This window comes from Pseudomonas arsenicoxydans (assembly GCF_006438915.1).
GTDB lineage: Bacteria > Pseudomonadota > Gammaproteobacteria > Pseudomonadales > Pseudomonadaceae > Aquipseudomonas > Aquipseudomonas arsenicoxydans_A.
Genome location: NZ_RCZE01000005.1, coordinates 321,430 through 345,966, shown reverse-complemented (window position 1 = coordinate 345,966; position 24,537 = coordinate 321,430). Strand labels below are relative to the sequence as shown.

Sequence of the window (24,537 nt, the reverse complement as noted above, 5' to 3'; positions counted from 1 at the left end):
CCTCAATGATTACTGCCCGATGGCCCTTGCCGCACCCCCTGACCTGAGTGACACCGATGTGCCCGTGCAGCCGCTGGCGCGCACCTATCCGCGCGGCCTGTATATCGAGCCGCACGAGCACGTCTGGGGCCAATTGCTGTATGCAATGAGCGGGGTGATGTGGGTTGAAACGCCTCACGAGGCGCTGGTGGTGCCGCCACAACGGGCGGTATGGCTGCCGCCGGGAGTGCCGCACGGTATTCGTGTGGTCTCGGACCTGCAGATGCGCAACATCTACTTGCGGCCATCATTGGCGGCAACACTGGATAAAAGTGTTCAGGTGATCGAGGTCGGCGGTCTGCTGCGAGAGCTGATCGTCGGGCTGGTGGAGCAGGGCGAGGAGGGGGCTCCGGAATATTACGAAGCGTTGGTCAGCCTGGCGCTGTTGGAGCTTAGACGAGCCAGGCGCTCTCTGTTGAAAATCCCTTTGCCCGATGATTCCGACCGACGCCTGATGAACCTCTGTCAGGCGGTCATGGCTGCGCCATCGCTGGACATCGCGTTCGAACAACACGCTGAAAACGCCGGCGCCAGCGTGCGCACCCTGGCGCGGTTGTTCAAGGACGGTCTGGGCATGGGCTTCGCCGAGTGGCGACGACAGGTGCAACTGGCGACGGCGGTGGCCGAGCTGATTCAGGGCGTGCCGGTCAATGCTATCGCCCGCGAGCTGGGCTATTCACCGAGCAGCTTCAGTGACATGTTCCGCCGGGAACTGGGTGTCGCGCCCTCACAATTTACCAGCCATCACCAAATCCTGTAGCCGCTGCCCCCCCTGTGGGAGCGACCTGTCTGTTCCTTTAGTGCTTTGGCCGAAATTCAGAAGCACTTGGCCGGTGCCCACTGCCGCCTCGCACTAGACTTTGGGCCTGTCTTCATTTCCCCCGGAGTCCGCCATGAGCTACCTCATCTCGCTGGTCATCGGTCTGGGCGTCGGTTTGCTCTACGGCGCACTGGATTTTCGTTCCCCCGCACCACCGGCCATCGCGCTGATCGGGCTGCTTGGCATGCTGGCCGGCGAAAAATTGTGGCCCATGGGCCGGCAACTGGTCGCTGGCTGGATCTCCTGAACCGTTCATTTATTCCATGGAAACGCTCATGAAAGCATTGCAGTTCGACAAAACCGGCGACCTCTCGGCCTTGCGCTACGTTGATGTGCCGACTCCCGTTCCCGGCGCCGATGAAGTACTGGTACAGATAAAGGCCGCCGGCCTTAACCCCAGCGATGTGAAGAACGTGCTGGGGCGTTTTCCCTACACCACGTTGCCACGGATTCCCGGTCGGGATTTTGCCGGTGTGGTGGTTGAGGGGCCGCAGGGGTTGATCGGCCAGGAAGTCTGGGGCACCGGGCGCGAGCTGGGTTTTTTTGCCGACGGCTCTCATGCGCAATTTGTCAAACTGCCGGCCAACGGCGTGGCGCTCAAGCCGACTCACCTGAGTTTTGCCCAGGCCGCGAGCCTCGGCGTGCCCTACACCACGGCGTGGGATGCGTTGGAACGCAGTCTGGTGACGGCGCAAACGCGGTTATTGGTGATCGGCGGCGGGGCGGTGGGCAGCGCAGCGTTGGCGCTGGCCAAGGTTCGCGGCGCGCAGGTGCTGGCAGCGGCGCGGCGTCCGGAGCAGGTCAAAGAGTTGCAGGCTCAGGGCTATCAGACACTGCAACTGGAAAAACCCGAGGACTTGGGCGCTCAGGTGAACGCCGTGTATAGCGGTGGCGCCGACGTGATCTTCGACACCACCGGGTTCTGGCTCCCGGCCTCGGTCGCGGCCCTGGCCACCTTCGGCCGCATCGCCATCATCGCCGCGCCGGTAGACGGCATGGTGCAACTGCCGGCCCTGGCGTTGTATCGCAAGGGTGGCTCGGTGGTGGGGATCAACTCGTTGCTGTATGGGGTTCAGGCGTGCGCGGCGATGCTCGATCAGTTCGGCAAGTTCTTCGATCAGGATTTGTTGCCATTGCCCGAGGGCTTGTTTGAATCACCGTTGGCGGAAGGTCTGGAGCGGTATGCGGAAGTGAATCAGGGTAGCGGTGAAAAAGTGATTTTACTGCCATAACCCAATCAAAATGTGGGAGCGGGCTTGCTCGCGAATGCGGTGTGTCATTCAACATTAATGCTGAATATGCCGGCCTCTTCGCGAGCAAGCCCGCTCCCACAGTGGATCTGTGTCGGGCACAAGATCTCAGTTCACTTGAGATCAACTGTGGGAGCGAGCTCGCTCGCGAGGAGGGCGGCACAGTCGCCATCAACCCTGTCTGCTAGAATCGGCCGCATTGATCCCATAAGGTGCACCCCATGAGCGAGCCGATTCGTCTGACCCAATACAGCCACGGCGCAGGATGCGGTTGCAAAATCTCGCCTCAGGTTCTGGAAGTGATTCTGGCCGGCAGCGGGGCGCAGAACCTGGACCCCAAACTCTGGGTCGGCAACGCCTCGCGCGATGACGCAGCGGTGTACGCCATTGATGAAGAACGCGGCGTCGTCTCGACCACTGACTTCTTCATGCCCATCGTTGACGATCCGTTCGATTTCGGACGCATCGCTGCCACTAACGCCATCAGCGACATCTACGCCATGGGCGGCGACCCGTTGATGGCCATCGCGATCCTCGGCTGGCCGGTTAATGTGCTGGCGCCGGAAGTTGCCCGGGAAGTGATTCGCGGCGGCCGCTCGGTCTGCGATGAAGCCGGAATCCCGCTGGCCGGCGGGCACTCCATCGATGCGCCGGAGCCGATCTTTGGCCTGGCCGTGACGGGTCTGGTGGAAAAGCGCCACATGAAGCGCAATGACACGGCCACCGCCGGCTGCCTGCTCTACCTGACCAAGCCGCTGGGCATCGGCATCCTCACCACCGCCGAGAAGAAGGGCAAGCTGCGCACGGCCGACATCGGTCTGGCCCGCGACTGGATGTGCACCCTGAACAAACCCGGCAGCCGTTTCGGCAAGCTCGACGGCGTGACCGCGATGACTGACGTTACCGGGTTTGGCCTGCTGGGGCATCTGGTGGAAATGGCCGACGGCAGCCAACTGACCGCCCGCATCGAATATGACCGCGTGCCGCGCCTGCCGGGTGTCGAATATTACCTCGAGCAAGGCTGCGTGCCGGGCGGGACGCTGCGCAACTTTGACAGCTACGCCAGCAAACTGGGGCGACTCCAGGAACTGCACAAACGCGTGCTGTGCGATCCGCAGACCAGCGGTGGCCTGCTGATTGCGGTCACGCCCGAAGGCAATGAACGGTTCCTCGCGGTGGCGGCCGAATTGGGCCTGAACCTGGAACCGATCGGTGAACTGGTTGAGCGACAGACACACGCGGTTGAGGTGTTTTGATGTCGATCGACTTCACCGATTACCGCGACATCTTCCTCAACGACCGGCCGATGCTGGATGCGCGTGCGCCGGTCGAGTTCAGCAAGGGATCATTCCCGGGCGTGGTCAACCTGCCGCTGATGAATGACAGTGAGCGCCAGCGCATCGGCACCTGCTACAAGCAGCAAGGTCAGCAGGCGGCCATTACGCTGGGGCATCAATTGGTGTCCGGCGAGATCAAGGCTGAGCGCATCCAGGCCTGGGCTGACTTTGCCCGGGCGCACCCCGAGGGCTATTTGTATTGTTTTCGCGGCGGCTTGCGTTCGCAAATCGTCCAGCAATGGCTCAAGGACGAGGCCGGCATTGACTATCCCCGGGTCGGTGGCGGCTACAAGGCCATGCGCACCTTCTTGCTCGACACCCTCGATCAGGCCATTGCCCAATGCGATTTCGTCTTGCTCGGCGGCATGACCGGCACCGGCAAGACTGAGGTGCTGACGCAGTTGCGTAATGGGCTGGACCTTGAAGGTCACGCCAATCACCGCGGCTCAAGCTTCGGCAAGCGCGCGACCGGGCAGCCTTCCAATATCGATTTCGAAAACCGTCTGGCGGTGGATGTGCTGAAAAAGCGCGCTCATGGCATTGAGCAGTTTGTACTGGAAGACGAGAGCCGGGCGGTCGGCAGTTGCGCCTTGCCGTTGCCGCTGTATCAGGGCATGCAGCAGTTTTCGATGGTCTGGCTGGAAGACAGCCTTGAGGGACGCGTCGAGCGGATTCTGCGCGATTACGTGGTGGACCTGTGTGCCGAATTCATTGGCGTGCATGGTGATGAAGGGTTTGCGCGGTTTTCCGAGCGCTTGCTGGAAAGCCTCAACAACGTGCAGAAACGCCTGGGTGGCGAACGCCATCGGCGGATGTTGATTTTGATGGAAGAAGCCTTGGCGGAGCAAGGCCGAAGCGGCGCGGTTGACCTGCATCGGGGCTGGATCGAAGGGTTGCTTCGCGAGTATTACGACCCGATGTATGCGTTCCAGCGGGAGAAAAAAGGGGCGCGGATTGAGTTTGCCGGAGGGAAGGCTTCGGTTCTTGAATACCTGCAGACGCGGGTAAATCAGCGGGAGTGAGGTTGTCTTTACCGGCCCCTTCGCGAGCAAGCCCGCTCCCACATTAGAACGTGTTTGATCAAACAACTCGGTCAAATGTGGGAGCGGGCTTGCTCGCGAAGAGGCCCTGGCAGGCGCTAAAGATCTTAGAGCAGCGCAGCCCCGATCAACCCGCTAACCACTCCAACCCCCATGGTCATCAGCGCCACGCTCACCAGCACCCGGGCATTGAAATCCTTGCGCAGCATCAGCAGCGACGGCAGGCTGATGCTCGGCAGCGTCATCAGCAACGCCACGGCCGGGGCGGTGCCCATGCCCAGGGTCATCATGGTTTGCACGATCGGGATTTCCGCAGCGGTAGGAATCACGAACAACGTACCGATGATCGCCAGCGGCACCAGCCACAGAAGGCTGTTGGCCATTGCCCCGTCAATATGCGGAAACACCCAGACCCGCACCGCCCCCAGCACCATGACCGCCAGGATGTAGACCGGAATGGTGCTCCAGAACAACTGCCACAGGGTTTTACCCCAGCGCGTCAGGAACGGTTGTGTGTCTTTTTCACTGACTTCGGCCACTGCTTCGACGGCAGCTTCAGGCAAGGTTTCCGGGCCGGAGATGCGCTGAGCGACCATCGACACCCCGAACACCAGCACTATCCCTGCAACCAGGCGCAATGCCGTGAACCCCCAACCCAGAACGAACCCCATGAACACCAGGGTCGCCGGGTTGAGCACCGGGTTGCCGATCCAGAAGGCCAGTGCCGCACCGACCGAGACATTCGAGCGTCGCATGCTCGCGGCCACCGGGGCGGCGCAGCACGAGCACATCATCCCCGGCAGGGCGAACAGGCCGCCGCGCAAGGTCGACGCGAAGCTGGCGCGACCGAACAGGCGTAACAGCCAGTCCCGTGGAATCAGCACTTGCAACAGGGAGCCGAGAATCACCGCCAGTACGGCGGCTTTCCAGATCGCCAGGAAATACACCTTGGCGTACGTCAGGGCAGCGGCCAGCGGCGCGGTTTGTTCATCGTTGAGGATGGAGGCGCCGATACTGTGGTTGTCAGCGGCGATGAAGGCTTTCAGGTAGTAGGGCGACCACTTGACGTAATAGAGGCCAATACAGGCGACCAGAACGAACAGGGCGGGTTTCCACCAGAACGACCAACCCCGGGCGGGGATAGCTGCGGAAGAGAGTGACATGGAGTGAGTCCAGACAAAGGGGAGTTGGACACATGATAGCCCGCCCCTTGACTGCCGTGGTCGTCACCGCGTGTGGGAAGTTGCCGACCGCTTAGGTCGGACAAGTCTGCGAGCCGTTATCCAGCCCTTGTTTGTAACTGTGACTGACGAGGCTGGCCTTGCCGTTGTGCCAGGTCAGGGTCAGCACGTACACCGAATCGTAGTCGCTGGATTCCCAGTCTTCGGTGATGTTCTGTTTCTTGCCGACCGCATCGCCAGCGACTTTGTTAATCAATTCGGGCAGGTAGCCGTGGGACCAGGCGGTGTAGATGATCGAGTTGTGATACTTGTCGTGGAGCAATTCGTCCGCCAGATCGCTGGTGTCGTTGGCCGAAAACTCGATGTTGACCGGCAGGCCGAGCTTGATCGCGCTGGGGCTGATGGTCAGCAGGGGGCGGATGTAGCTGTAGGAATTGTTCAGTTCGCCTTCCTCGACATTGCGTGTCGGGTTGGCGGCAAACACGTAGTTGGCCTTGCCGAATTTTTCCGGCAACAAGGTGGCAAGGTCGATGGCGCGGTTGAGGCCCTGGCAATTGAGCTGGCCCAGACCACCTTCGGGTTTTTCTGCGTGACGCAGGAACACCAGGGTCTGGGTGCCGTCCGCCGGTTGGGCACTGCTTTCGCTGGACTCCAGCGACAAAAACAACGCGCTCGCCGCCAGCAGCACCGGCAGAAAAATATACGCACGGTGTTTGAAGCGTTTAGCGAATCTGGAAAGGTTCATCATGTGAATAAGGGATCTTCAGCGTATTCAGTTAAGGCTGACAAACCTTTACACCACCAGCTCCCAGCGTCGGGTGTTTTCCATGTCGTTGGGCCGGTCCGTGTCCGAAAGGGCATTGCTCAGAGTCCTCTGAACCTGTTTGGTTCGATACCGGCGGGTGCGCAGCACTGTATCGACAACCTTCGACGGGTTGCAGCCAAGGTTATCGACAAGATGTTGCGAAATTGTGGACACCCTACACGTAGACGCGTTGGCGAAGGCTGACATCTTTTGATCGTCATCATCAGTGGTTTCGATAACGCGAAAAGATCGCAACCTGCGGGCGGCGATCCTGGATTATGCTCAACCCTTTCTTTGGCGATGGAGGCTACCGATGACTGATCTGTCTGCGTTCCCGATTACCCAAAAATGGCCGGCCCAATACCCTGACTGGATCCAGCTGTACTCCTTGCCGACCCCCAACGGCGTCAAGGTCTCGATCATGCTCGAAGAGATCGGGTTGCCTTACGAGCCGCATCGGGTGGGCTTCGACACCCAGGATCAAATGTCTCCCGAGTTTTTGTCGTTGAGCCCCAACAACAAGATTCCGGCGATCCTTGACCCCCACGGCCCCGAGGACAAACCCCTGCCATTGTTCGAGTCCGGGGCGATTCTGATTTACCTCGCCGACAAGAGCGGGCAATTGCTGGCGCAGGAATCGGTCGCGCGTTACGAGACAATTCAATGGCTGATGTTTCAGATGGGCGGCATCGGGCCGATGTTCGGCCAGGTTGGTTTTTTCAACAAATTCGCCGGCAAGGACTACGAAGACAAACGGCCCCGCGACCGTTATGTCGAGGAAAGTAAACGTTTGTTAAATGTTTTGGATGGACGTCTTGAAGGGCGCGACTGGATCATGGGCGAACGCTACACCATCGCCGACATCGCGACTTTCCCGTGGGTGCGCAACCTGATCGGCTTCTACGAGGCCGGCGATCTGGTGGGCATCAAGGACTTCAAGAACGTCACGCGCGTGCTGGAGCGCTTCTTGGCGCGGCCGGCGGTGATCCGTGGGCTGGAAATCCCTAACCCTAAATAGAATGTGTCACGAACAAGGAAGATCATGCGTTCATTCGATTTCAAGCAAGTAGATGTCTTCAGCCGCGTCGCCCTCAAGGGCAATCCGCTGGCGGTGGTGTTCGGGGCCGATGCGCTCAGTGATGAACAAATGGCGGCGTTCGCGACCTGGACCAACCTCAGTGAAACCACGTTCGTGCTGGAACCGCGTGATCCGCGGGCCGACTACCGCGTGCGGATCTTCACCACCCTGAACGAATTGCCCTTCGCCGGTCATCCGACCCTGGGCACTTGCCATGCCTGGCTTGAGGCGGGAGGCGTGCCCAAGGGCGAGGAGATCATTCAGGAATGCGGCGTCGGGCTGGTGCGGGTCCGTCGCGAAGGCGCAGAGCTGGCCTTTCTTGCGCCACCCCTGATCAACGCCGGTCCGGTGGACGTCGAAGTAGTGGAGCGCGTGCGCCGCGGGCTCGGTCTGGAGGTCGGGGCGATTGTCCGGGCGCAGTGGGTGGATAATGGTGCCGGCTGGTTGGCGGTGATGGTCGCGGACCGCCAGCAGGTGCTGGACTTGCAACCGGATCACTCGCAGATGCTGGGGCTGGCGGTCGGCGTGATCGCACCGTGGGATAGCGAGCGTGATGGCGATGACGCGCAATTTGAAGTACGGGCCTTCATCTCCGGGGACGGCATGCCGGAAGATCCGGCGACCGGCAGTTTGAATGCCGGGATTGCGCAGTGGTTACTCGCCGAGGGGCTGGCGCCAGCGTCCTATGTGGTTAGTCAGGGCCTGACGATGGGACGGGCGGGGCGCATTCAGGTGGATCAGGTGGGCGATGAAATATGGATTGGCGGGGCGGTGGTGACCTGCATTACCGGCACCCTGAAGCTCTGAACCTGGAGTGAGCCTCTGTGGCGAGGGGGCTTGCCCCCGTTCGACTGCGAAGCAGTCGTTGAGATTCTGGGGCCGCTTCGCAACCCAACGGGGCGGTGCGGCGGTCCGACAAGCCCCCTCGCCACAAAGGGTTTTGTGTTTGCCGGGGGGATTATTGCCGAATCGGTAAGGGTTTGTTCCGCGCCTGAGGTTTGTACCTTGCACCGCGCAAGGCATAAGCTTCGCCCCCTACGACGTTCGTCCAATCCTTCGTTTTCCAGGAATGCCCATGTCCAGTCAGTTCCCCGAAGCACGTCCACGCCGTCTGCGCCGCAATGCGAGCCTGCGCAGCCTGTTCCAGGAAACCGAATTCAGCCTGAATGACCTGGTGCTGCCGATTTTCGTCGAGGAAGAAATCGACGACTTCGTGCCGATCAAAAGCATGCCCGGCGTGATGCGCATTCCGGAGTCGAAACTGGCTGGCGAGATCGAACGCTACGCCCGCGCCGGTATCAAGTCGGTCATGACCTTCGGCGTGTCGCATCATCTGGACAGCAGCGGCAGCGACACCTGGAGCGACAACGGACTGGTGTCGCGCATGTCGCGAATCGCCAAGGATGCCGTGCCGGATATGATCGTGATGTCCGACACCTGCTTCTGCGAATACACCGACCACGGTCATTGCGGCGTGATGCACAACCACGAAGTCGATAATGACCAGACCCTGATCAACCTCGGCAAACAAGCCGTGGCCGCTGCTCGGGCGGGCGCCGATGTGATTGCCCCGTCGGCGGCCATGGACGGGCAGGTGCAGGCGATTCGCCGGGCGCTGGACGACGCCGGTTTCAGCCAGACGGCGATCATGGCCTATTCGACCAAGTTCGCTTCGGCGCTCTACGGCCCGTTCCGTGAGGCTGGCGGCAGCGCGCTCAAGGGCGACCGCAAAAGCTATCAGATGAACCCGATGAACCGCCGCGAAGCGGTGCGCGAATCGCTGATGGACGAACAGGAAGGCGCTGACGCATTGATGGTCAAGCCGGCCGGCGCCTACCTCGACATCATCCGCGACATCCGCGAGGTATCGCGTTTGCCGCTGTCGGCGTATCAGGTCAGCGGCGAGTACGCGATGATCAAATTCGCCGCGCAAGCGGGGGCGATTGATGAGGCGCGTGTGGTGCGAGAAAGCCTGGGGGCGATCAAGCGGGCGGGGGCGGATCTGATCTTCACCTACTTCGCCATGGACCTGGCCCTGGCCGGGATCTGAACCCCGACATAGATCCAATGTGGGAGCGGGCTTGCTCGCGAAGGCGGTATTTCAGTCAATACATGTACTGAATGACACACCGCCTTCGCGAGCAAGCCCGCTCCCACATTTTTATCGTGTTGAATCAGGGAGTGCCGAAGTACGGCCGGATCCCGTGGTGCTTGAAATACCGCTCAATCACCTTCGGATCGGAACACGTCTCGGCAATCGCCACATACGTGTCCGGTCGCAGCAGGTAGAACCCGTTACGCCCCAGCCCCGCCGCGTCAAACGCCGGTCGCCAGTCAAACACATGCAAGGGCAGATGATGCTCGATGCACCAGGCGATCATTTCGTCGCTGGTGTCGCCATACACGTGCACCTGCCAGATCGGATTTCTCAGCGATTCAAAGTTGTCGCCTTCGCCATCATGCGCCCAGGGCAGGCGATCGCCGCCGTGAACGTGCCCGGCAACGCCGGTGCTCAACGGCGTGCCGCGATAGTTGAGGGTGATCTGCGAGACCGTGCGGAACAGGAACTCGCGGGACGATTCAAACGAGGCCATTTTGGGAATCACGAAGGGCGCCAGCCGTGTCCGTAGCACATCGGCCAGGCGTCCTTCTGCGGTGGCGAAACTGAACACGCGATCGGTGGTGGCGACGAGTTTGCGCGCAAAGGCGATTCGCTCGGTTTCATAGGTATCGAGCAATTTGGCCTCGGCTCCGCCACTCAACACCGCGGCGAATTTCCACGCCAGGTTGATCGCATCGCCAATCCCGGTGTTCATGCCCTGGCCACCAGCCGGGCTGTGAACGTGGGCGGCGTCGCCCAACAAAAACGCGCGGCCGGTGCGAAAGTGATCGGCGACCCGGTGATGCACGCGGTAGGTCGAGAACCAGTTCACGTGTTCGATCTGGACCTTCATGTGCTCGATGGCCCGGCTGCTGACGTCCTCAAAACGCAGGGTTTCGGCTCGGTCCGCACGCTCGTCGCGTACCGTGCCGATCAGCCGGGCTCGACCTTCGCCGGCCAGTGGGAACACGGCAAGGAAATCCGCTTCATCAAGGTCCACGTGCAGTTCGCCGTTGATTGCCGGCCCGCTGGCCTGCACATCCGCCACGTAGAAAATCTGTTGGTAGGTGCCACCGGGAAACCCGGTGTCCAGCGTTTTACGCACTATCGAGCGGGCGCCGTCGCAACCGGCCAGGTAACACGCCTGGCAGGTTTCCTGTTGGCCATCGGGCAGGCGCAAGCGGGCGGTGATGCCATCGCCAGTTTCTTCGAAGTCCTCCAGTTCGATGCCGCGTTCCACCTTGATGCCGAAGGTTTCAAGACGCTCGATCAGTAGTCGTTCGTGATGGTCTTGTGGAAAGATTTCCATGAAGGAATAAGGTGTCAGGCCAGCGCCGATGTTGCTCAGTGGCAACCGTGCAACCGATTCACCGCTGACCCAGAAATTGGCGCCCGCCACGCGATGACCGTTTTGCACCACCGCTTCGCTGAGGTCGAGTTGGCGATACAGCTCCAGCGTCCGCGCCTGGACCGCCAGCGCACGCGACGTGGTACCGGGCGCCGACGTCTTGTCGATAATCCGCACGCGGATCCCCAGTTTGCTCAACCACAGCGCCAGGACCAACCCGGTCGGGCCGGCGCCGACGATCAGTACGTCGCTACGGTGCATGAGCCTGTCCTCCTCGGTGACTGGCTCAAGTATGGTTCAGTCGCAGCCGGCAGGAAGGCTGACCGCCCAACGGAAAAGGTCCCGCTGACCTGACGATGGAACAGCGGGCGGCCGCAGGAGTCATAGCCTGCGCCATGCCATTGGTCGTATGGTTAACCCGGCTCAACGGATTTGATGGAGCACCATGCAAGCCAATAGATTGATCATGGGGGGCACGGCGCTGTTGCTGCTGGCCGGTTGCGGCACGCAGCGCACGCAGGAGCCGCCGGCGCGCCCGCCCGCCGAGGTCAAGGCCGAAATCGTGCGCCTGCTGCCGGCCAAAACCACGGATCGCCAGGGTTGGGCCACCGACATTTATGCAGCCTTCGCCGCCCAGAAGATCTATCCGTCCACGCAAAACCTGTGCTCGGTGCTCGCCGTGACCGAGCAGGAATCCACTTTCCAGGTCGACCCAACCGTGCCGGGCCTGGGCAAGATCGCTCGGGACGAAATCGACCGTCGCGCCGCTAAAGTCCACATTCCCAGCCTGTTGATCAGCGGTGCGCTGCAGGTGAAATCACCCAACGGCAAAAGCTACAGCGACCGACTCAACGCTGCGCGCAGTGAAAAGGAACTCAGTGCGATTTTCGATGACTTCATTGGCATGGTGCCCATGGGCAAGACCCTGTTCGGCGGCTTCAATCCGGTACACACCGCCGGGCCGATGCAGGTCAGTATCGAGTTCGCCGAGCAGCACACGCGGGACTATCCGTATCCGGTGGAAGGCTCGATTCGCCATGAGGTGTTCACTCGGCGCGGCGGCATGTACTTCGGCATCGCCCATTTGCTCGGTTACCCGGTGAGCTACACGCAACCGCTGTATCGCTTCGCTGATTTCAACGCCGGTTGGTACGCCAGCCGCAATGCGGCGTTTCAGAACGCGTTGAGCCGGGTGTCAGGCATCCCGTTGGCGCTGGATGGCGATCTGGTGCGCTATGACTCGATCATGCCCGGTACCACGGAAGTGGCGGTGCGCAGCCTTGGCAAGCAGTTGGGGATGCGCAATACGACCCTTCGTAATCAATTGGAGGAGGGCCAAAGCCTGAAATTCGAGGAGACGGAACTTTACCGGCGAGTGTTCGCGTTGGCCGATCAGGCCGAGGGCAGGGCATTGCCTCGTGCCGTATTGCCGGGGATCGAACTGCAAAGCCCGAAAATCACCCGAAAACTCACCACTGCATGGTTTGCCAAGCGGGTCGATGAGCGCTATCAGCGCTGTATGAAGCGAGCTGGCCAGTAACCCTGATCAAACATAAGGCGTAAAAAAACCCGGCGGATCAGGCCGGGTTTTTCATTGAGTACTGCGGTAAAGCCCTGCATTTATGCGGCGCGGCTTTCGATCAGCCGGTCGGAACCACCTTCGGCAACGCGGTTCTGCATCAGACGATCGGAGCCATCAGCGGCTACACGATTCTCGATCAGGTGGTCGGAGCCATCAGCGGCTACACGGTTTTCGATCAGATGGTCAGAACCATCAGCGGCTACGCGGTTTTCCATCAGATGGTCGGAGCCATCAGCGGCTACGCGGTTTTCCATCAGATGGTCGGAACCATCAGCGGCTACACGATTCTCGATCAAACGATCCGAACCACCTTCAGCCACGCGGCTTTCAATCAGACGATCCGAACCGCCTTCAGCAACTACAGGTTGAGCAGAAGTTGCGGCAAAAGCGTTGACTGCAAAGACCGAGAAAGCGATAGCGATGAGGGTTTGGCGTTTCATGATGGTGTGCTCCGGGGTGTTTATTGGTTGGTATGGAGCGGATGTTACGCCGAGGATTTTTTATGAGAACTTCATTGATGTGATGGTGAACATCGACAGTATTGATAGACCCTGTGAGTCGCCCCACGCGGGCGTGATGGTTCAGTCGTCGGATGGTGTGGGTAGGGGGGATCGACGCTTCTACACTGATTAGCTGGATCACCACGACCGGCAGGTGACGCCTCTAATGACCCCATTTTCGTCTCGCCAGGAGGCCGCACCATGTATCAACTCTATGGACACCAGAACTCCGGCGCGGCGGCAATAGAAGCGGCGCTGGAGCTGTGCGAAATTCCTTATCGCTTCATCGACGTCGAATTGTCCACGGAGGCCGCCGAGGCACTGGAGAAGCTCAACCGACTCAAGCAGATCCCGACGCTGCAACTGCCCGATGGCAGCATCCTGACTGAAAGTGCGGCGATCCTGATTCATCTCGGGCTGACCTTTCCCAAGTCAAACCTGTTACCGTCACTGGCCGCTGACCGCGATCAGGCGATCCGTGGCCTGACGTACATCGTCAGCAATTGCTACGCGGCCATTGGCATCATCGATTACCCCGAACGCTGGTTGGCCGAGACGGATGAGGCGTCCAGGCAAAACCTTATGGCCGGCGCCCGCGCGCGATTGCACTGGAGCTGGGAGCTGTTTGCCGATCAGTTTTCCGGCGAGCTGTATTTGGGGGATGAGACGCCGGGTGCGCTGGATGTGCTGGCGGCGGTGGTGTCGAGGTGGGCCGGCAGCCGGGAGCATTTACGCAACGCCCGTCCCGGTTTTTTCGCGTGGCTGGAGCGCATCGACCGGCACCCGACACTGGCACCGGTCTTCGCCCGGCATTGGCCAACCTGAACACCGAAGTTCGAATGTGGGAGCGGGCTTGCTCGCGAAAGCGGTGTGTCAGTCAGCATTTTTGTTAACTGATACACCGCTTTCGCGAGCAAGCCCGCTCCCACATTTGATTTATGGTGTACCCGGATTATTCGCCGCGGATGTACTGCTCCAGTTGGCGAATCAGTTCAGCCTGTTCGGCAATTGCTTCCTTGACCAGGTCGCCGATCGACAGCAAGCCAATCAACTTGCCGTCCTCCACCACCGGCAGGTGGCGCAGGCGTCTGTCGGACATGATGCCCAGGCAGGTGTCGACGGTTTGATGGGTGTCCACGGTGATCACCGGGGACACCATGATGTCGCGCACCGGCGTACCCACCGAAGAACGGCCATGCAGCACCAGTTTGCGTGCGTAATCACGTTCACTGATGATGCCCAGCACCTCGTCATTTTCCACCACCAGCAAGGCGCCGACGTTTTTCTCGGCCATCTTCATCAGCGCTTCCAGCACCATGTGATCAGGTTTGATCTGGTGCACTTCCTGATTCTTCTGATCTTTGAGCTTGAGCAGTTGGGCGACGGTTTTCATGGTGGCTTCTCGGGTGTTGTCGTTGTCCTTGAAGAATCGTAGACCCAAGCGCTGAGGGCAAGGGAGAAAGCGGCAGATAACACTCAAAAAACGCCATTCGGGGGTTTTTCTTCGGTAAACCGCGGGTAAATCCCATAGGAAAGTCGAAAGTATCGTGCATGACCCGCTGCCCCTCGATGACGCGTAGAATTGCCGCCTGAATCAAAACGTGAGGTTGCAGTGGTGGATTTACAGCAGGGCTTCGTCCTGACCCGGCATTGGCGCGACACCCCCGCCGGCACGGAAGTCGAGTTCTGGCTGGCGACCGACAGCGGTCCCCGGCGCATCCGCCTGCCTCATCAACCGTCGGTGGCGTTCATTCCAGCCGCCCAGCGTGAACAGGCGCAAGAGGTGCTGCGCGGCGAGAAAAACGTCGAGCTCAAGCCCTTGGCCCTGCTGGATTTCGAGCATCGCCCGGTGCTCGGCCTGTATTGCCAGCAGCATGGCCAGTTGATGCGCCTGGAAACCGCGCTGCGCAAGGCCTGCGTCGAGATGTTCGAAGGCGATGTCCGACCGCCCGAGCGCTACATGATGGAGCGTTTCATCACGGCGCCGGTGATCTTTGGCGGAACGCCCGATGCGGACGGCCTGCTGCTCGACGCGCAGATGAAACCCGACCCGAAATACCGTCCCAACCTGCGGCTGGTCTCGCTGGACATCGAAACCACCGCGCAGGGCGAGTTGTATTCCATTGCCCTGGAAGGCTGCGGCGAGCGCCAGGTGTACATGCTCGGGCCACCCAACGGCGATGCCAGCGCGGTGGATTTCCAGCTCGAATACTGCGACTCGCGAACCGTGCTGCTGAAAAAACTCAATGAATGGTTTGCCTGCCACGACCCGGACGCGATCATCGGCTGGAACGTCGTGCAGTTCGACCTGCGCGTCCTCCACGAGCACGCCCGACGCCTGGGCGTACCGCTCAAGCTTGGGCGCGACGGCGAAGAGATGCAGTGGCGCGAACACGGCAGCCGCAACCATTACTTCGCGGCAGCGGCGGGGCGCCTGATCATCGACGGCATCGAATCCCTGCGCTCGGCGACCTGGAACTTCCCCTCGTTCAGCCTGGAAAACGTTGCGCAAACCTTGCTCGGTGAGGGCAAGGCGATCAGCACGCCGTATCAGCGCATGGACGAAATCAATCGCATGTTCGCCGAGGACAAACCGGCCCTCGCCACCTACAACCTCAAGGATTGCGAGCTGGTAACGCGGATTTTCGCCAAGACCGAACTGTTGACCTTCTTGCTGGAGCGGGCCAGCGTCACCGGTTTACCGGCAGATCGCAGCGGCGGCTCTGTGGCGGCGTTCACTCATCTCTACATGCCGTTGATGCACCGCCAGGGTTTTGTGGCGCCGAACCTGGGCGGCAAGTCACCGCGGGCCAGCCCCGGCGGTTTTGTCATGGACTCGCAGCCGGGCCTGTACGAATCGGTGCTGGTGCTCGACTACAAAAGCCTCTATCCGTCGATCATCCGCACTTTCCTGATCGACCCGGTCGGGCTGATCGAAGGCCTGCAGCATCCCGACGACAGCGACTCCGTGCCGGGTTTTCGCGGGGCACGTTTTTCACGAACCCGGCATTGCCTGCCGGCCATCGTCGCCCGGGTCGCCGAGGGCCGCGAAACCGCCAAGCGCGAACACAACGCGCCGCTGTCCCAGGCGCTGAAGATCATCATGAATGCCTTCTACGGCGTGCTCGGGTCCAGCGGCTGCCGCTTCTTCGACACGCGTCTGGCCTCGTCGATTACCTTGCGCGGCCACGAAATCATGCTGCGCACCCGGCAGTTGATCGAAGCCCAAGGCCACACGGTGATCTACGGCGATACTGACTCCACCTTCGTCTGGCTGCGCCGCGCCCACGGTCAGGAGGAGGCCGCGCAGATCGGCCACGCGCTGGTGGATCACGTCAATCAGTGGTGGCGCGAACATGTACGAGAGGAGTACGGGCTGGAAAGTGCCTTGGAATTGCAGTTCGAAACGCACTACAAACGCTTTCTGATGCCGACTATCCGTGGTGCGGAGGAGGGCAGCAAAAAGCGCTACGCCGGTCTGGTCACCCGCGCCGATGGCACCGATGAAATGGTCTACAAAGGCCTGGAAACCGTGCGCACCGACTGGTCACCGTTGGCCCGGCAATTCCAGCAAGAGCTGTACTCGCGGATCTTCCACCGCAAGCCTTATCAGGATTACGTGCGCGATTACGTGCAGAAAACCCTGGCCGGCGAGTTCGACGACCGACTGATCTACCGCAAGCGCCTGCGTCGTACCCTCGACGACTACGAGCGCAACGTGCCGCCCCATGTGCGTGCTGCGCGCATCGCCGATGACTTCAACGACCGCCAGGGCCGTCCGCGTCAGTACCAGAACGGTGGCTGGATCAGCTATGTGATCAGCGTCGCCGGGCCCGAACCGCTGGAGATCCGCAGCGCGCCCATCGACTACGACCATTACGTCACGCGGCAACTGCAACCGGTGGCAGACGCGATCCTGCCGTTTGTGGACGATGACTTCTCAACCTTGATTGGTGGGCAAATGGGCCTGTTTTAAGTCCAGCAACGACAGTGTCCAATCGTCCGGTATGCCGTGGAAATATTGCTCAAGGGCTCGATGAAAAAGACTCTTATCCGGGGCGACCTGGGCAAACAGCGTCATCGAGGAGTGAAATTTCAGGTCGTCGGGATGGCCGAAAATCTCGGTGATCGAGCGCTGTTTGACGTTCAGCACCAATTGCGTGCACGTACACAATCGTGGACCCAGCAGTGGATGCTCCAGATACGCCACGGCTTCCTTTTCGGAGCGAATGGCAAAGTAGCGGGACATCTCGCTGCCGCCCAGTCCGGCAAACTGCGGAAAAATGAACCACATCCAGTGACGGCGTTTTTTACCGGCGTTCAGTTCTTCCTGAACCCACTCAAAGACCGGGTCTTGAGCCTGGACGAAACGTGGCAAGTTAAAAGCATCGAGCTGATCGGTGCTTCGCATGCAGAAACCCTCTGACAATACGACGATGGCTCAGACCATGGCCAATCGCTGTTTGCGTCGTGGCGCGTGAAACGCGTGGTCCAGCGCCTCCAGATCCCCGGGTTCGAGCCGCACTTGCGCGGCTTGCGCATTCAATTGTACGTGTTCAGGCTTGACCGCTTTGGGGATGGCGATCACGCCGGGTTGCCGCAGGATCCACGCCAGCGCTACCTGAGCCGGTGTCACCCCGTGACGGGCGGCAATCTTTGCCAGCGTCGGATGCGTCAGCATTTCACCGCCCTGACCGATAGGACAGTACGCCATCAGTGGCTGCTGATGTTGTTGGCTCCAGGGCAGCAAATCAAATTCGATGCCGCGCTCCTCCAGGTTGTAGAGCACCTGATTGGTGGCGCAGGCCGATGAGTTCAGTTCATGCAGATCGTCCACATCGAAATTGGACACGCCCCAACGGCCAATCTTGCCGTCTTCACGCAGGCGTTCGAAGGCTTCGACAGTTTCTTCCAAGGGATACTGGCCACGCCAATGCAGCAGGTACAAATCGATGTAATCGGTTTTCAAGCGCCGCAGGCTGCGCTCGCACGCCTGGGGGATGCCTTGGCAACTGGCGTTGTGCGGGTAGACCTTGCTAATCAGAAAGACCTGGTCACGCAGACCGGTGATGGCTTGCGCGACCACTTCTTCGGCGCCGCCTTCAGCGTACATTTCCGCGGTATCGATCAGCGTCATGCCCAATTCGATGCCCAGGCGTAGCGCCGCGACTTCACGCGAGCAGGCCGAAGGGTCCTCGCCCATACGCCAGGTGCCCTGGCCAATGACCGGTACGTTGACGCCAGCCAGTTCAAGGAACCGCATGAAAACCTCCTGTGCGCAATTCGGCGGATACTCAGTTGGCAGTAAAATAGCCCGGTGGTTCCATGGAACGCCACATTCCAGGTAAAAGCGAACACGACGAAATATCACTTTTCGGTGGTTGGCGGTTTCGTTCACGGATCACCGGCACTGCACTTTTTTGGCATTTATGGCTCTATCCTTGGGCAACTGGCGGCGATCCCCACCGCTGGCCCATGCCCAAGTTCAAGAACCCATGGCTCGAGTGTTACCCCGCATCACCTCACCGATCCGCCGCCGTTGCTTGCTTATGGTTGGCTTGGCGTTGTTTTTTGTCAGCGGTTGCAGCCAGCAACAGGGCAATGACATCGTCAGCCAGTTCCGCGAAGGACGTCCCCAGGAGTTTCTGCAGACCAGCGTCGACCGTATGGCCACGCTGGCGATGCGTGACAACCTCGACAGCCTCTATGTGTTGATGAGCAAGCTTTACCTGCGCAACCCCGAGGAGCTGAAAAAGTCCGGCTTCCTTAATGCCCGGACCGCTGGCAAGCAAGTGCGCATGGCCATCGAGCAGCAACAGCCACTGCCCACCCTTGGCGGCAAAAAAGACCTGGCGGCGCTCAGGTATGCCATGAGCCCGGAGTTTCTCGGAGACCGGGTCGGCGCCTTCATCTATGCCATCGGCAGCATGCTGGTGACCGCACATGGCAATCGCCTGGAGTTCTACATGACGGATGCGATAAACCCGACCTTCGTCAGTAATGCCGCGCGCAACATCGAGATCGCCACGTGGATACTCAGTCAGCGGCAAACCAAACAAGGCGAACCGTTGCTGTTCTCCAACGAGATCTCGGAGGAGGGCAGCAACCTGAGTTTCGCCGTGGAGTTCGGCAAGATTGTTGCGCGGCTGGATTTGCTGACGCAGATGCTCGACGAACGCTACCGGCGGATCGGCTTGAATTATGCGCAGAGCCTGTTGTTCCTGAATTTCCTGCCGGTGCAATAAGTCCCGACACAGATCCTGTAGGAGTCAAGCTTGCTCGCGATAGCGGTATAGCACTCTCCTATATTTTGGCTGACAGTTCGCCATCGCGAGCAAGCTCGGACGCTACAGGGGAAGGGGGGTGGTTAGATCTCGGGCATAACGATAGTCCGCATCGATATAAGTGGTTATAAGAAAAATCGCTATGCTGCGGACCAGATTTCTCCTGCGGTCTTTGTGGACGTCTCAATGGATTTAGTGAACATCGGGTTGATCGTTGCCGGGTTGGTGGTTGGCTTTATTGTTGGCATGACTGGCGTCGGTGGTGGGTCGTTGATGACCCCGATTCTGCTGTGGTTCGGTATCAATCCCGCGACGGCGGTCGGTACTGATTTGCTATACGCGGCGATCACCAAATCCAGCGGCGTGCTGGTCCACAGGAAAAACAACAACATCGACTGGGCGATTACCGGCTGGCTGACCCTTGGCAGCGTGCCGGCGGTGGCATTGACGCTGTGGTTCCTGAGCAGCTTGCACACCGCGCCTGAAACAATGAACGCCATCATCAAACAGGCGCTGGGGTTCGTCTTGTTCGCCACAGCATTGGCGATTCTCTTCAAGAAACGCCTGCTCGATTTCGCTCACAAACGCGCCGGTGGCAACTACAACCCCAGTGGCAAGCGCCTCAACGGCATGACGGTGATTACCGGCCTGGTGCTGGGCACCATGGTTGCGCTGACGTCCATCGGTGCTGGCGCCCTGGGCACCGTGGCGCTGTTCATTCTGTATCCGCTGCTGCCTACCCGTCGCCTCGTCGGCACCGAAATCGCCCACGCCGTGCCGTTGACCCTGGTCGCCGGGCTTGGCCATGCGAGCATGGGCAACATGGACTGGCACGTGCTGGGCTTCTTGTTGATCGGTTCGCTTCCGGGGATCTGGATGGGCAGTCATTTGACTGGCAAGATCTCCGATGAGGTGTTGCGCCCTTGCCTGGCGACGATGTTGGTCCTGATTGGCTACAAATTGGCGTTCTGACTCCGATCGATTCGCCAGCCTCTCTCGCGGGTGAAAATCTCTAGAAGGTGTCTGTCCGGGTCATCGAAATACACCCGCCGTCCACCTGTGTAGTCATTGATTCCCTTCGGCCGCTGCTTGCCCGGGTCCGTCCACGGCGATGAGATTAGCCCAGTCTGTTGCGCAATGACCGCCCTGACCTAAGCTTGGGTCAAGGCGAAACACAATTGCGGTGCGTCACCCGGAACGAACGCCGCGATGCGCAATCATTAGAGCGTGGTTATCAAAAGGAGATGCGCATGCTCATCAGGTTTTTGACCCTGACAACCTTGCTGGCTTTCGCCGGTCCCTTGTTCGCAACCGAAAGCGATTCACCCTTGGATATCGACAAAGGCCGGTCCCGGCCCTTGATTATCATTGCGCCCAGTACCGTCGATCCGGTCTGGGTCGGGCTGAAAAAGTCACTGGACGATCCCGCTAACAAAGAGGGCATTGCCCAGCGCAACATCCGGGTGTACAGCGTGCTGAACATGTTCGGCCAGCTCGACGGCAAGGACCTTGGTCAGCAGGACACCATGGCGCTGATCCGCTCCCTGAAACTCGGTGCGGGGGCATTGCCCAAAGTGATCCTGATCGGCAAGGACGGCGAGATGAAGCTTGAGAGTTCGGGGGAAGAAACCAAGTCGGTCGATTTGAAGAAAGTGTTCGACACCATCGACGCCCTGCCTGCGGCCGAGAAAGAAGTCACGGCGCCGGCGGTGGTGACTGCGCCTGCCGAGGCCGAACCGGTCAAAGGGGCCAAAGGCACCAAGGCAACCAAGTCTGGCAAACCCGCCAAGCCGACCAAGCCCCCTGAAATGCCCGATGACTGAAAGGCCATTTGAACAACCGATACCTGTGGCGAGGGGGCTTGCTGTGGCGAGGGGGCTTGCCCCCGTTGGAGCGCGAAGCGGTCCCGCTTTTTATGTTCTCAGATCTTGCGTCTGCTTCGCAGCCGAACGGGGTGATGCGGCATTCCGACAAGCCCCCTCGCCACAGGGTTTGAGTCGACCGTTTACCCGTTATAGCGATACCCGACCGTCACCGTCACCGCCCACGGCTGCGTGATCGGACGACGATTGCGGGCATAGCAACAAAAAATGGGCGATCTAAACGATCGCCCTTTTTTTTGCGGGTGAAGTATCCGCCTTCACGGGCTTCGGAAATTTCCTTCAAGTTGTGTCGCACTTGATGAACTGGTGTCTGTAAGCCCGCACCGCTAGCCTTCGTGGAAGTCCGCGATATTGAGGGACCCAAGGATGAAAACACCCGTGAAAAAAGGAGCCTCGCCTGTGAAAAAGTTCAGCAAGCCTCAATCAGAAATTCCTGACGATACCGATCATCCCGCGCCTGTGAAGGTGTGCGGGACCGCCGACGTGGCGGTCATTCCACGCCCCAGGCGTACGCTCTCGCCCCAGCCTATTTTCACCATTGCCCCCGGAGTCGACACGCGGACGCTACTGAAACAAGCTTGCGAAACCCTTGCGTCGCTGACTGCGCTGCTTGAGAACTTTGCCGCAAAACTGGAAGCGCCAAACCGCGGTGAAATATTTTCAATTCAGCAGTTGGCGATGGTCGCCGAGTTGTTGGTGACTCAGGCGTGGGACAACCTTGTTGCGGATAGGGAAGCCTCTGGCGGTGGGCCAGAGACCCGGCATTAAACAGGCGTAAAAACGAAAATGGGTGACCTCAAGAGGTCACCCATTTTCTTCGTCGACACTGAACCCTGTGGCGAGGGGGCTTGTCGGAACGCCGCATCGCCCCGTTCGGCTGCGAAGCAGGCGCAAGATTCGAGAATAAAAAAGCGGGACCGCTTCGCAGTCCAACGGGGGCAAGCCCCCTCGCCACAAGTGAATGGTTGGACTTGCCAGTTGAGACTATTCGCTCAGGGCACTCAATATCGTGTGGGCGATTTTGATCCGCTCGGGATTTGGATAGTTTTTGTTGGCCAGGATCACGATGCCAATGTCCTTCGACGGCACAAACGCAACGTAGGCACCGAAGCCGCCTGTGGAGCCGGTTTTGTTGAGCAACACGTTTTCCGGCTGCGGCTGCGGCGGGTTCAACCACTTGACCTCGTGAGCTTCCATTGCCATCTCGGTCGAATTGCCGGCGAGCAGCCGATCCAGTGTGACCGGGTAGGGGTAGAGCTCCCAGCCCAGCCCCTGTGTCATCTCACCCACCGTGTAATAACCGGTGTGAGTGGCGGCGATGGCTTGCTGCAATGGCTTTTCCAGTCCTGCCGGTTTCATGTTCGCTTCAACATATTTAATCAGGTCCGAAGCACTGGTTTTCACGCCGTACGCTTCGGAATCCAGTGCACCCGGTCCGACACGCACCGGCTTGTCGTCCTTGCTGTAACCCTGAGCGTAAAGCCCCATCTGCGCTTGCGGGACCTTGAGGTAGGTGTGCTTGAGGCCCAGTTTCGGCAGCAAGGTTTTTTCCATCAGGTTATCGAACGGCTGGCCCATGCTGTGGGCGGCAAGATAACCGAACAGCCCTATGCTTGGGTTCGAATACAGGCGATGGGTGCCAGCAGGGTAAACCGGTGTCCACCGTTTGAAGTAACTGAGCATCGTGTCTGCATGGTCAGCGTCGTCGGGGAACTGCAGCGGCAACCCGCCAGCGGTGTAAGTGCCCAGCTGCAACACACTGATGCGATCGAACGCACTGCCGCGCAATGCCGGTAAAACTGCGCTGGCAGGGGCGGACAGGGACAGCTTGCCGCTGGCCTGCGCGTACCCGCCCAGCGTAGCGGTGAAGGTTTTGCTGACCGAACCGATTTCGAATAGCGTGTCCTGGCTGACCGGTTTACGATCCTCTTTAGAGGCCACGCCGTAATTAAAGTAATGCTGCTGACCATTCTGGGTGATCGCGACGACGAGCCCCGCGATGTTCTGTTGCTGCATCACGGGACCGACGGCGGCGTTGACCAGGGTTTCGAGTTGCTGGTGAGACGAGGTCGCTGCAATACAGGGTGCTGCGCCGAGGATAAGGGAGAAAGCACCGTAGGACGCAAGTCTTGGCAATTTGTTTGTGTACATGTCAGATCCACTCTTCATGAGTTGTGTCGATGGTAACCCGCTACACTCCATGCGCTCTTGCAAATCGGGCTACCTGATAGGCGAGCCAAATCTAGGCAGTCCGCCGAGCGTCGACAAACGACGATATTTCGGGTGAGCCATTAGAAAAACTATGGAGTTGGCATGATTCGTCCTCACTTGCCGCTGAATGCGTTGCGCGCTTTCGAGGCTTCCGCGCGCCATTTGAGTTTCACTCGGGCGGCGGTGGAATTGTTCGTTACGCCTGCGGCGGTGAGTCATCAGGTCAAAAGTCTCGAAGCCCAACTCAACGTAACACTGTTCAAACGCTTGTCACGCGGGCTGATGCTGACCAGTGAAGGTGAAACCTTGCTGCCGGTCCTGCGTGAGTCTTTTGACCGAATCGCCGAAACGCTTGAGCGGTTCGAGGGCGGGCACTATCGGGATGTGTTGACAGTGGGGGCGGTGGGGACGTTCGCGGTCGGGTGGTTATTGCCGCGGCTGGCGGACTTCCAGGAGAAACATCCGTTCATAGATTTACGGCTGTCGACCCATAACAATCGGGTGGACGTGGCCGCTGAAGGGCTGGATTACGCCATTCGGTTTGGCAATGGCGCTTGGCACGGGATTGAAGCGCAGCGGTTGATCGAAGCGCCGCTGTCGGTGCTGTGCGTTCCCGAACTTGCCCGGCAGTTAAACGCGCCCGAGGACCTGTTGAAACAAACGTTGTTACGTTCCTATCGTACAGACGAGTGGCCCGAGTGGTTTCTGGCTTGCGGGTTACCGCCCAACACGGCACCCACCAGGAATATTGTTTTCGACTCGTCGCTGGCGATGATGGAGGCCGCGCTTCAAGGTGCTGGCATTGCATTGGCGCCGCCGCTGATGTTTTCCCGTCAACTGGCGGCCGGTGCTATCGAGCAACCGTTCGCCATCGGCATCACCACCGGCAGCTACTGGCTCACCCGCTTGCAGTCTCGCCCCGAAACGGCGGCGATGACGGCGTTCAAGGCCTGGATACTGCAAGCATCCGAAACGCCACCCTTGTAGGAGTGAGCCTGCTCGCGATGGCGGAGTATCGGGCGGCATCCATGTTGAATGTGCCGGCCTCTTCGCGAGCAGGCTCACTCCTTCAAGGAGT

General features: G+C 59.8%; 24 protein-coding genes. 16 read left to right on the top strand and 8 right to left on the bottom strand.

What is annotated here, in order from left to right; genetic code table 11:
* Window positions 1-19: 19 nt before the first annotated feature.
* The 5 genes from EAH78_RS13085 (at window position 20) to mnmH (ending at window position 4,468) form a co-directional block, all read left to right on the top strand.
* Window positions 20-799, top strand: coding sequence for an AraC family transcriptional regulator (locus EAH78_RS13085; protein ID WP_140667894.1), 780 nt, complete (start codon window positions 20-22; stop codon window positions 797-799).
* Window positions 800-932: 133 nt separating this feature from the next.
* On the top strand, window positions 933-1,106 hold the full coding sequence (locus EAH78_RS13080; RefSeq protein ID WP_140667893.1) for a DUF1427 family protein: 174 nt from the start codon (window positions 933-935) through the stop codon (window positions 1,104-1,106).
* 28 nt (window positions 1,107-1,134) lie between these two features.
* The gene (locus tag EAH78_RS13075; protein WP_140667892.1) at window positions 1,135-2,091 is read left to right on the top strand and encodes a quinone oxidoreductase family protein; all 957 of its coding nucleotides are present in this window, start codon (window positions 1,135-1,137) and stop codon (window positions 2,089-2,091) included.
* 239 nt (window positions 2,092-2,330) lie between these two features.
* Window positions 2,331-3,365: a selenide, water dikinase SelD gene (selD, locus tag EAH78_RS13070; protein WP_140667891.1), complete on the top strand. Its 1,035-nt coding sequence runs from the start codon at window positions 2,331-2,333 to the stop codon at window positions 3,363-3,365.
* A complete protein-coding gene (gene mnmH / locus EAH78_RS13065; RefSeq protein ID WP_140667890.1) occupies window positions 3,365-4,468 on the top strand; it encodes a tRNA 2-selenouridine(34) synthase MnmH in 1,104 nt (367 codons plus the stop codon). The genes selD and mnmH overlap by 1 nt, the downstream gene beginning before the upstream one ends.
* Before the next feature lie 125 nt (window positions 4,469-4,593).
* Here the strand turns inward: mnmH and EAH78_RS13060 are convergent, their stop codons facing one another.
* On the bottom strand, window positions 4,594-5,649 hold the full coding sequence (locus tag EAH78_RS13060) for a permease (protein ID WP_140667889.1): 1,056 nt from the start codon (window positions 5,647-5,649) through the stop codon (window positions 4,594-4,596).
* Window positions 5,650-5,740: 91 nt separating this feature from the next.
* A complete protein-coding gene (locus EAH78_RS13055; RefSeq protein WP_430539934.1) occupies window positions 5,741-6,412 on the bottom strand; it encodes a histidine phosphatase family protein in 672 nt (223 codons plus the stop codon).
* A gap of 373 nt (window positions 6,413-6,785) precedes the next feature.
* Here EAH78_RS13055 and EAH78_RS13050 point away from each other — a divergent pair, with 373 nt between their 5' ends.
* The 3 genes from EAH78_RS13050 to hemB all read left to right on the top strand — a co-directional run bounded on the left by EAH78_RS13050 (window position 6,786) and on the right by hemB (window position 9,600).
* Window positions 6,786-7,490: a glutathione S-transferase family protein gene (locus EAH78_RS13050; protein WP_140667887.1), complete on the top strand. Its 705-nt coding sequence runs from the start codon at window positions 6,786-6,788 to the stop codon at window positions 7,488-7,490.
* Between the two features lie 24 nt (window positions 7,491-7,514).
* A complete protein-coding gene (locus EAH78_RS13045; protein ID WP_140667886.1) occupies window positions 7,515-8,357 on the top strand; it encodes a PhzF family phenazine biosynthesis protein in 843 nt (280 codons plus the stop codon).
* Window positions 8,358-8,625: 268 nt separating this feature from the next.
* Window positions 8,626-9,600, top strand: a complete 975-nt coding sequence (hemB, locus tag EAH78_RS13040; protein ID WP_140667885.1) for a porphobilinogen synthase — start codon at window positions 8,626-8,628, stop codon at window positions 9,598-9,600.
* Between the two features lie 124 nt (window positions 9,601-9,724).
* On the opposite strand, the gene EAH78_RS13035 is transcribed toward hemB, so the two are convergent.
* Complete coding sequence (locus EAH78_RS13035; protein WP_140667884.1) at window positions 9,725-11,260, bottom strand: FAD-dependent oxidoreductase; 1,536 nt, start codon at window positions 11,258-11,260, stop codon at window positions 9,725-9,727.
* Window positions 11,261-11,444: 184 nt separating this feature from the next.
* On the opposite strand from EAH78_RS13035, the gene EAH78_RS13030 reads away from it, so the two are divergent.
* The gene (locus EAH78_RS13030) at window positions 11,445-12,539 is read left to right on the top strand and encodes a DUF1615 domain-containing protein (RefSeq protein ID WP_140667883.1); all 1,095 of its coding nucleotides are present in this window, start codon (window positions 11,445-11,447) and stop codon (window positions 12,537-12,539) included.
* An 80-nt stretch (window positions 12,540-12,619) separates the two neighbouring features.
* Here EAH78_RS13030 and EAH78_RS13025 read toward each other — a convergent pair whose 3' ends face one another.
* A complete protein-coding gene (locus EAH78_RS13025) occupies window positions 12,620-13,021 on the bottom strand; it encodes a hypothetical protein (protein ID WP_140667882.1) in 402 nt (133 codons plus the stop codon).
* Window positions 13,022-13,282: 261 nt separating this feature from the next.
* Here EAH78_RS13025 and EAH78_RS13015 point away from each other — a divergent pair, with 261 nt between their 5' ends.
* Window positions 13,283-13,906 (top strand): glutathione S-transferase, encoded by a 624-nt coding sequence (locus EAH78_RS13015; protein WP_140667880.1) that lies wholly within the window; start codon window positions 13,283-13,285, stop codon window positions 13,904-13,906.
* Window positions 13,907-14,033: 127 nt separating this feature from the next.
* Here the strand turns inward: EAH78_RS13015 and EAH78_RS13010 are convergent, their stop codons facing one another.
* Window positions 14,034-14,474, bottom strand: coding sequence for a CBS domain-containing protein (locus EAH78_RS13010; protein WP_140667879.1), 441 nt, complete (start codon window positions 14,472-14,474; stop codon window positions 14,034-14,036).
* 222 nt (window positions 14,475-14,696) lie between these two features.
* Between EAH78_RS13010 and EAH78_RS13005 the strand changes: the two genes are divergently transcribed.
* Window positions 14,697-17,057, top strand: a complete 2,361-nt coding sequence (locus EAH78_RS13005; RefSeq protein WP_140667878.1) for a DNA polymerase II — start codon at window positions 14,697-14,699, stop codon at window positions 17,055-17,057.
* Here the strand turns inward: EAH78_RS13005 and EAH78_RS13000 are convergent.
* Both EAH78_RS13000 and EAH78_RS12995 read right to left on the bottom strand, forming a co-directional pair.
* The gene (locus EAH78_RS13000; RefSeq protein WP_140667877.1) at window positions 17,022-17,492 is read right to left on the bottom strand and encodes a DUF1810 domain-containing protein; all 471 of its coding nucleotides are present in this window, start codon (window positions 17,490-17,492) and stop codon (window positions 17,022-17,024) included. The two genes, EAH78_RS13005 and EAH78_RS13000, sit on opposite strands and share 36 nt — an antisense overlap.
* Before the next feature lie 30 nt (window positions 17,493-17,522).
* A complete protein-coding gene (locus EAH78_RS12995; protein WP_140667876.1) occupies window positions 17,523-18,344 on the bottom strand; it encodes an aldo/keto reductase in 822 nt (273 codons plus the stop codon).
* A gap of 232 nt (window positions 18,345-18,576) precedes the next feature.
* On the opposite strand from EAH78_RS12995, the gene EAH78_RS12990 reads away from it, so the two are divergent.
* The 4 genes from EAH78_RS12990 (at window position 18,577) to EAH78_RS12975 (ending at window position 22,016) form a co-directional block, all read left to right on the top strand.
* Window positions 18,577-19,326 carry a hypothetical protein gene (locus EAH78_RS12990; protein ID WP_140667875.1) on the top strand — a complete coding sequence of 250 codons (750 nt, stop codon included), beginning with the start codon at window positions 18,577-18,579 and terminating at the stop codon, window positions 19,324-19,326.
* Between the two features lie 225 nt (window positions 19,327-19,551).
* Window positions 19,552-20,337: a sulfite exporter TauE/SafE family protein gene (locus EAH78_RS12985; RefSeq protein WP_140667874.1), complete on the top strand. Its 786-nt coding sequence runs from the start codon at window positions 19,552-19,554 to the stop codon at window positions 20,335-20,337.
* A gap of 278 nt (window positions 20,338-20,615) precedes the next feature.
* On the top strand, window positions 20,616-21,188 hold the full coding sequence (locus EAH78_RS12980) for a DUF4174 domain-containing protein (protein ID WP_140667873.1): 573 nt from the start codon (window positions 20,616-20,618) through the stop codon (window positions 21,186-21,188).
* A 426-nt stretch (window positions 21,189-21,614) separates the two neighbouring features.
* Window positions 21,615-22,016, top strand: coding sequence for a DUF6124 family protein (locus tag EAH78_RS12975; protein WP_240051878.1), 402 nt, complete (start codon window positions 21,615-21,617; stop codon window positions 22,014-22,016).
* 216 nt (window positions 22,017-22,232) lie between these two features.
* Here the strand turns inward: EAH78_RS12975 and ampC are convergent, their stop codons facing one another.
* A complete protein-coding gene (gene ampC / locus EAH78_RS12970; RefSeq protein WP_140667872.1) occupies window positions 22,233-23,399 on the bottom strand; it encodes a class C beta-lactamase in 1,167 nt (388 codons plus the stop codon).
* Between the two features lie 162 nt (window positions 23,400-23,561).
* Here ampC and EAH78_RS12965 point away from each other — a divergent pair, with 162 nt between their 5' ends.
* Complete coding sequence (locus EAH78_RS12965) at window positions 23,562-24,446, top strand: LysR family transcriptional regulator (RefSeq protein WP_140667871.1); 885 nt, start codon at window positions 23,562-23,564, stop codon at window positions 24,444-24,446.
* Window positions 24,447-24,537: the final 91 nt, after the last annotated feature.

What these genes read in the sequence shown, in the direction of transcription:
- EAH78_RS13035 (WP_140667884.1), bottom strand. Translation starts at nt 11,260, where the DNA reads ATGCACCGTAGCGACGTACTGATCGTCGGCGCCGGCCCGACCGGGTTG.
- EAH78_RS12995 (WP_140667876.1), bottom strand. Translation starts at nt 18,344, where the DNA reads ATGCGGTTCCTTGAACTGGCTGGCGTCAACGTACCGGTCATTGGCCAG.
- ampC (WP_140667872.1), bottom strand. Translation starts at nt 23,399, where the DNA reads ATGTACACAAACAAATTGCCAAGACTTGCGTCCTACGGTGCTTTCTCC.
- EAH78_RS13055 (WP_430539934.1), bottom strand. Translation starts at nt 6,412, where the DNA reads ATGAACCTTTCCAGATTCGCTAAACGCTTCAAACACCGTGCGTATATT.
- EAH78_RS12965 (WP_140667871.1), top strand. Translation starts at nt 23,562, where the DNA reads ATGATTCGTCCTCACTTGCCGCTGAATGCGTTGCGCGCTTTCGAGGCT.
- EAH78_RS12990 (WP_140667875.1), top strand. Translation starts at nt 18,577, where the DNA reads ATGGCTCGAGTGTTACCCCGCATCACCTCACCGATCCGCCGCCGTTGC.
- EAH78_RS13045 (WP_140667886.1), top strand. Translation starts at nt 7,515, where the DNA reads ATGCGTTCATTCGATTTCAAGCAAGTAGATGTCTTCAGCCGCGTCGCC.
- EAH78_RS13030 (WP_140667883.1), top strand. Translation starts at nt 11,445, where the DNA reads ATGCAAGCCAATAGATTGATCATGGGGGGCACGGCGCTGTTGCTGCTG.
- EAH78_RS13085 (WP_140667894.1), top strand. Translation starts at nt 20, where the DNA reads ATGGCCCTTGCCGCACCCCCTGACCTGAGTGACACCGATGTGCCCGTG.
- selD (WP_140667891.1), top strand. Translation starts at nt 2,331, where the DNA reads ATGAGCGAGCCGATTCGTCTGACCCAATACAGCCACGGCGCAGGATGC.
- EAH78_RS12985 (WP_140667874.1), top strand. Translation starts at nt 19,552, where the DNA reads ATGGATTTAGTGAACATCGGGTTGATCGTTGCCGGGTTGGTGGTTGGC.
- EAH78_RS13010 (WP_140667879.1), bottom strand. Translation starts at nt 14,474, where the DNA reads ATGAAAACCGTCGCCCAACTGCTCAAGCTCAAAGATCAGAAGAATCAG.
- EAH78_RS13015 (WP_140667880.1), top strand. Translation starts at nt 13,283, where the DNA reads ATGTATCAACTCTATGGACACCAGAACTCCGGCGCGGCGGCAATAGAA.
- EAH78_RS12975 (WP_240051878.1), top strand. Translation starts at nt 21,615, where the DNA reads ATGAAAACACCCGTGAAAAAAGGAGCCTCGCCTGTGAAAAAGTTCAGC.
- EAH78_RS13025 (WP_140667882.1), bottom strand. Translation starts at nt 13,021, where the DNA reads ATGAAACGCCAAACCCTCATCGCTATCGCTTTCTCGGTCTTTGCAGTC.
- EAH78_RS13050 (WP_140667887.1), top strand. Translation starts at nt 6,786, where the DNA reads ATGACTGATCTGTCTGCGTTCCCGATTACCCAAAAATGGCCGGCCCAA.
- EAH78_RS13080 (WP_140667893.1), top strand. Translation starts at nt 933, where the DNA reads ATGAGCTACCTCATCTCGCTGGTCATCGGTCTGGGCGTCGGTTTGCTC.
- hemB (WP_140667885.1), top strand. Translation starts at nt 8,626, where the DNA reads ATGTCCAGTCAGTTCCCCGAAGCACGTCCACGCCGTCTGCGCCGCAAT.
- EAH78_RS13060 (WP_140667889.1), bottom strand. Translation starts at nt 5,649, where the DNA reads ATGTCACTCTCTTCCGCAGCTATCCCCGCCCGGGGTTGGTCGTTCTGG.
- mnmH (WP_140667890.1), top strand. Translation starts at nt 3,365, where the DNA reads ATGTCGATCGACTTCACCGATTACCGCGACATCTTCCTCAACGACCGG.
- EAH78_RS13075 (WP_140667892.1), top strand. Translation starts at nt 1,135, where the DNA reads ATGAAAGCATTGCAGTTCGACAAAACCGGCGACCTCTCGGCCTTGCGC.
- EAH78_RS12980 (WP_140667873.1), top strand. Translation starts at nt 20,616, where the DNA reads ATGCTCATCAGGTTTTTGACCCTGACAACCTTGCTGGCTTTCGCCGGT.
- EAH78_RS13000 (WP_140667877.1), bottom strand. Translation starts at nt 17,492, where the DNA reads ATGCGAAGCACCGATCAGCTCGATGCTTTTAACTTGCCACGTTTCGTC.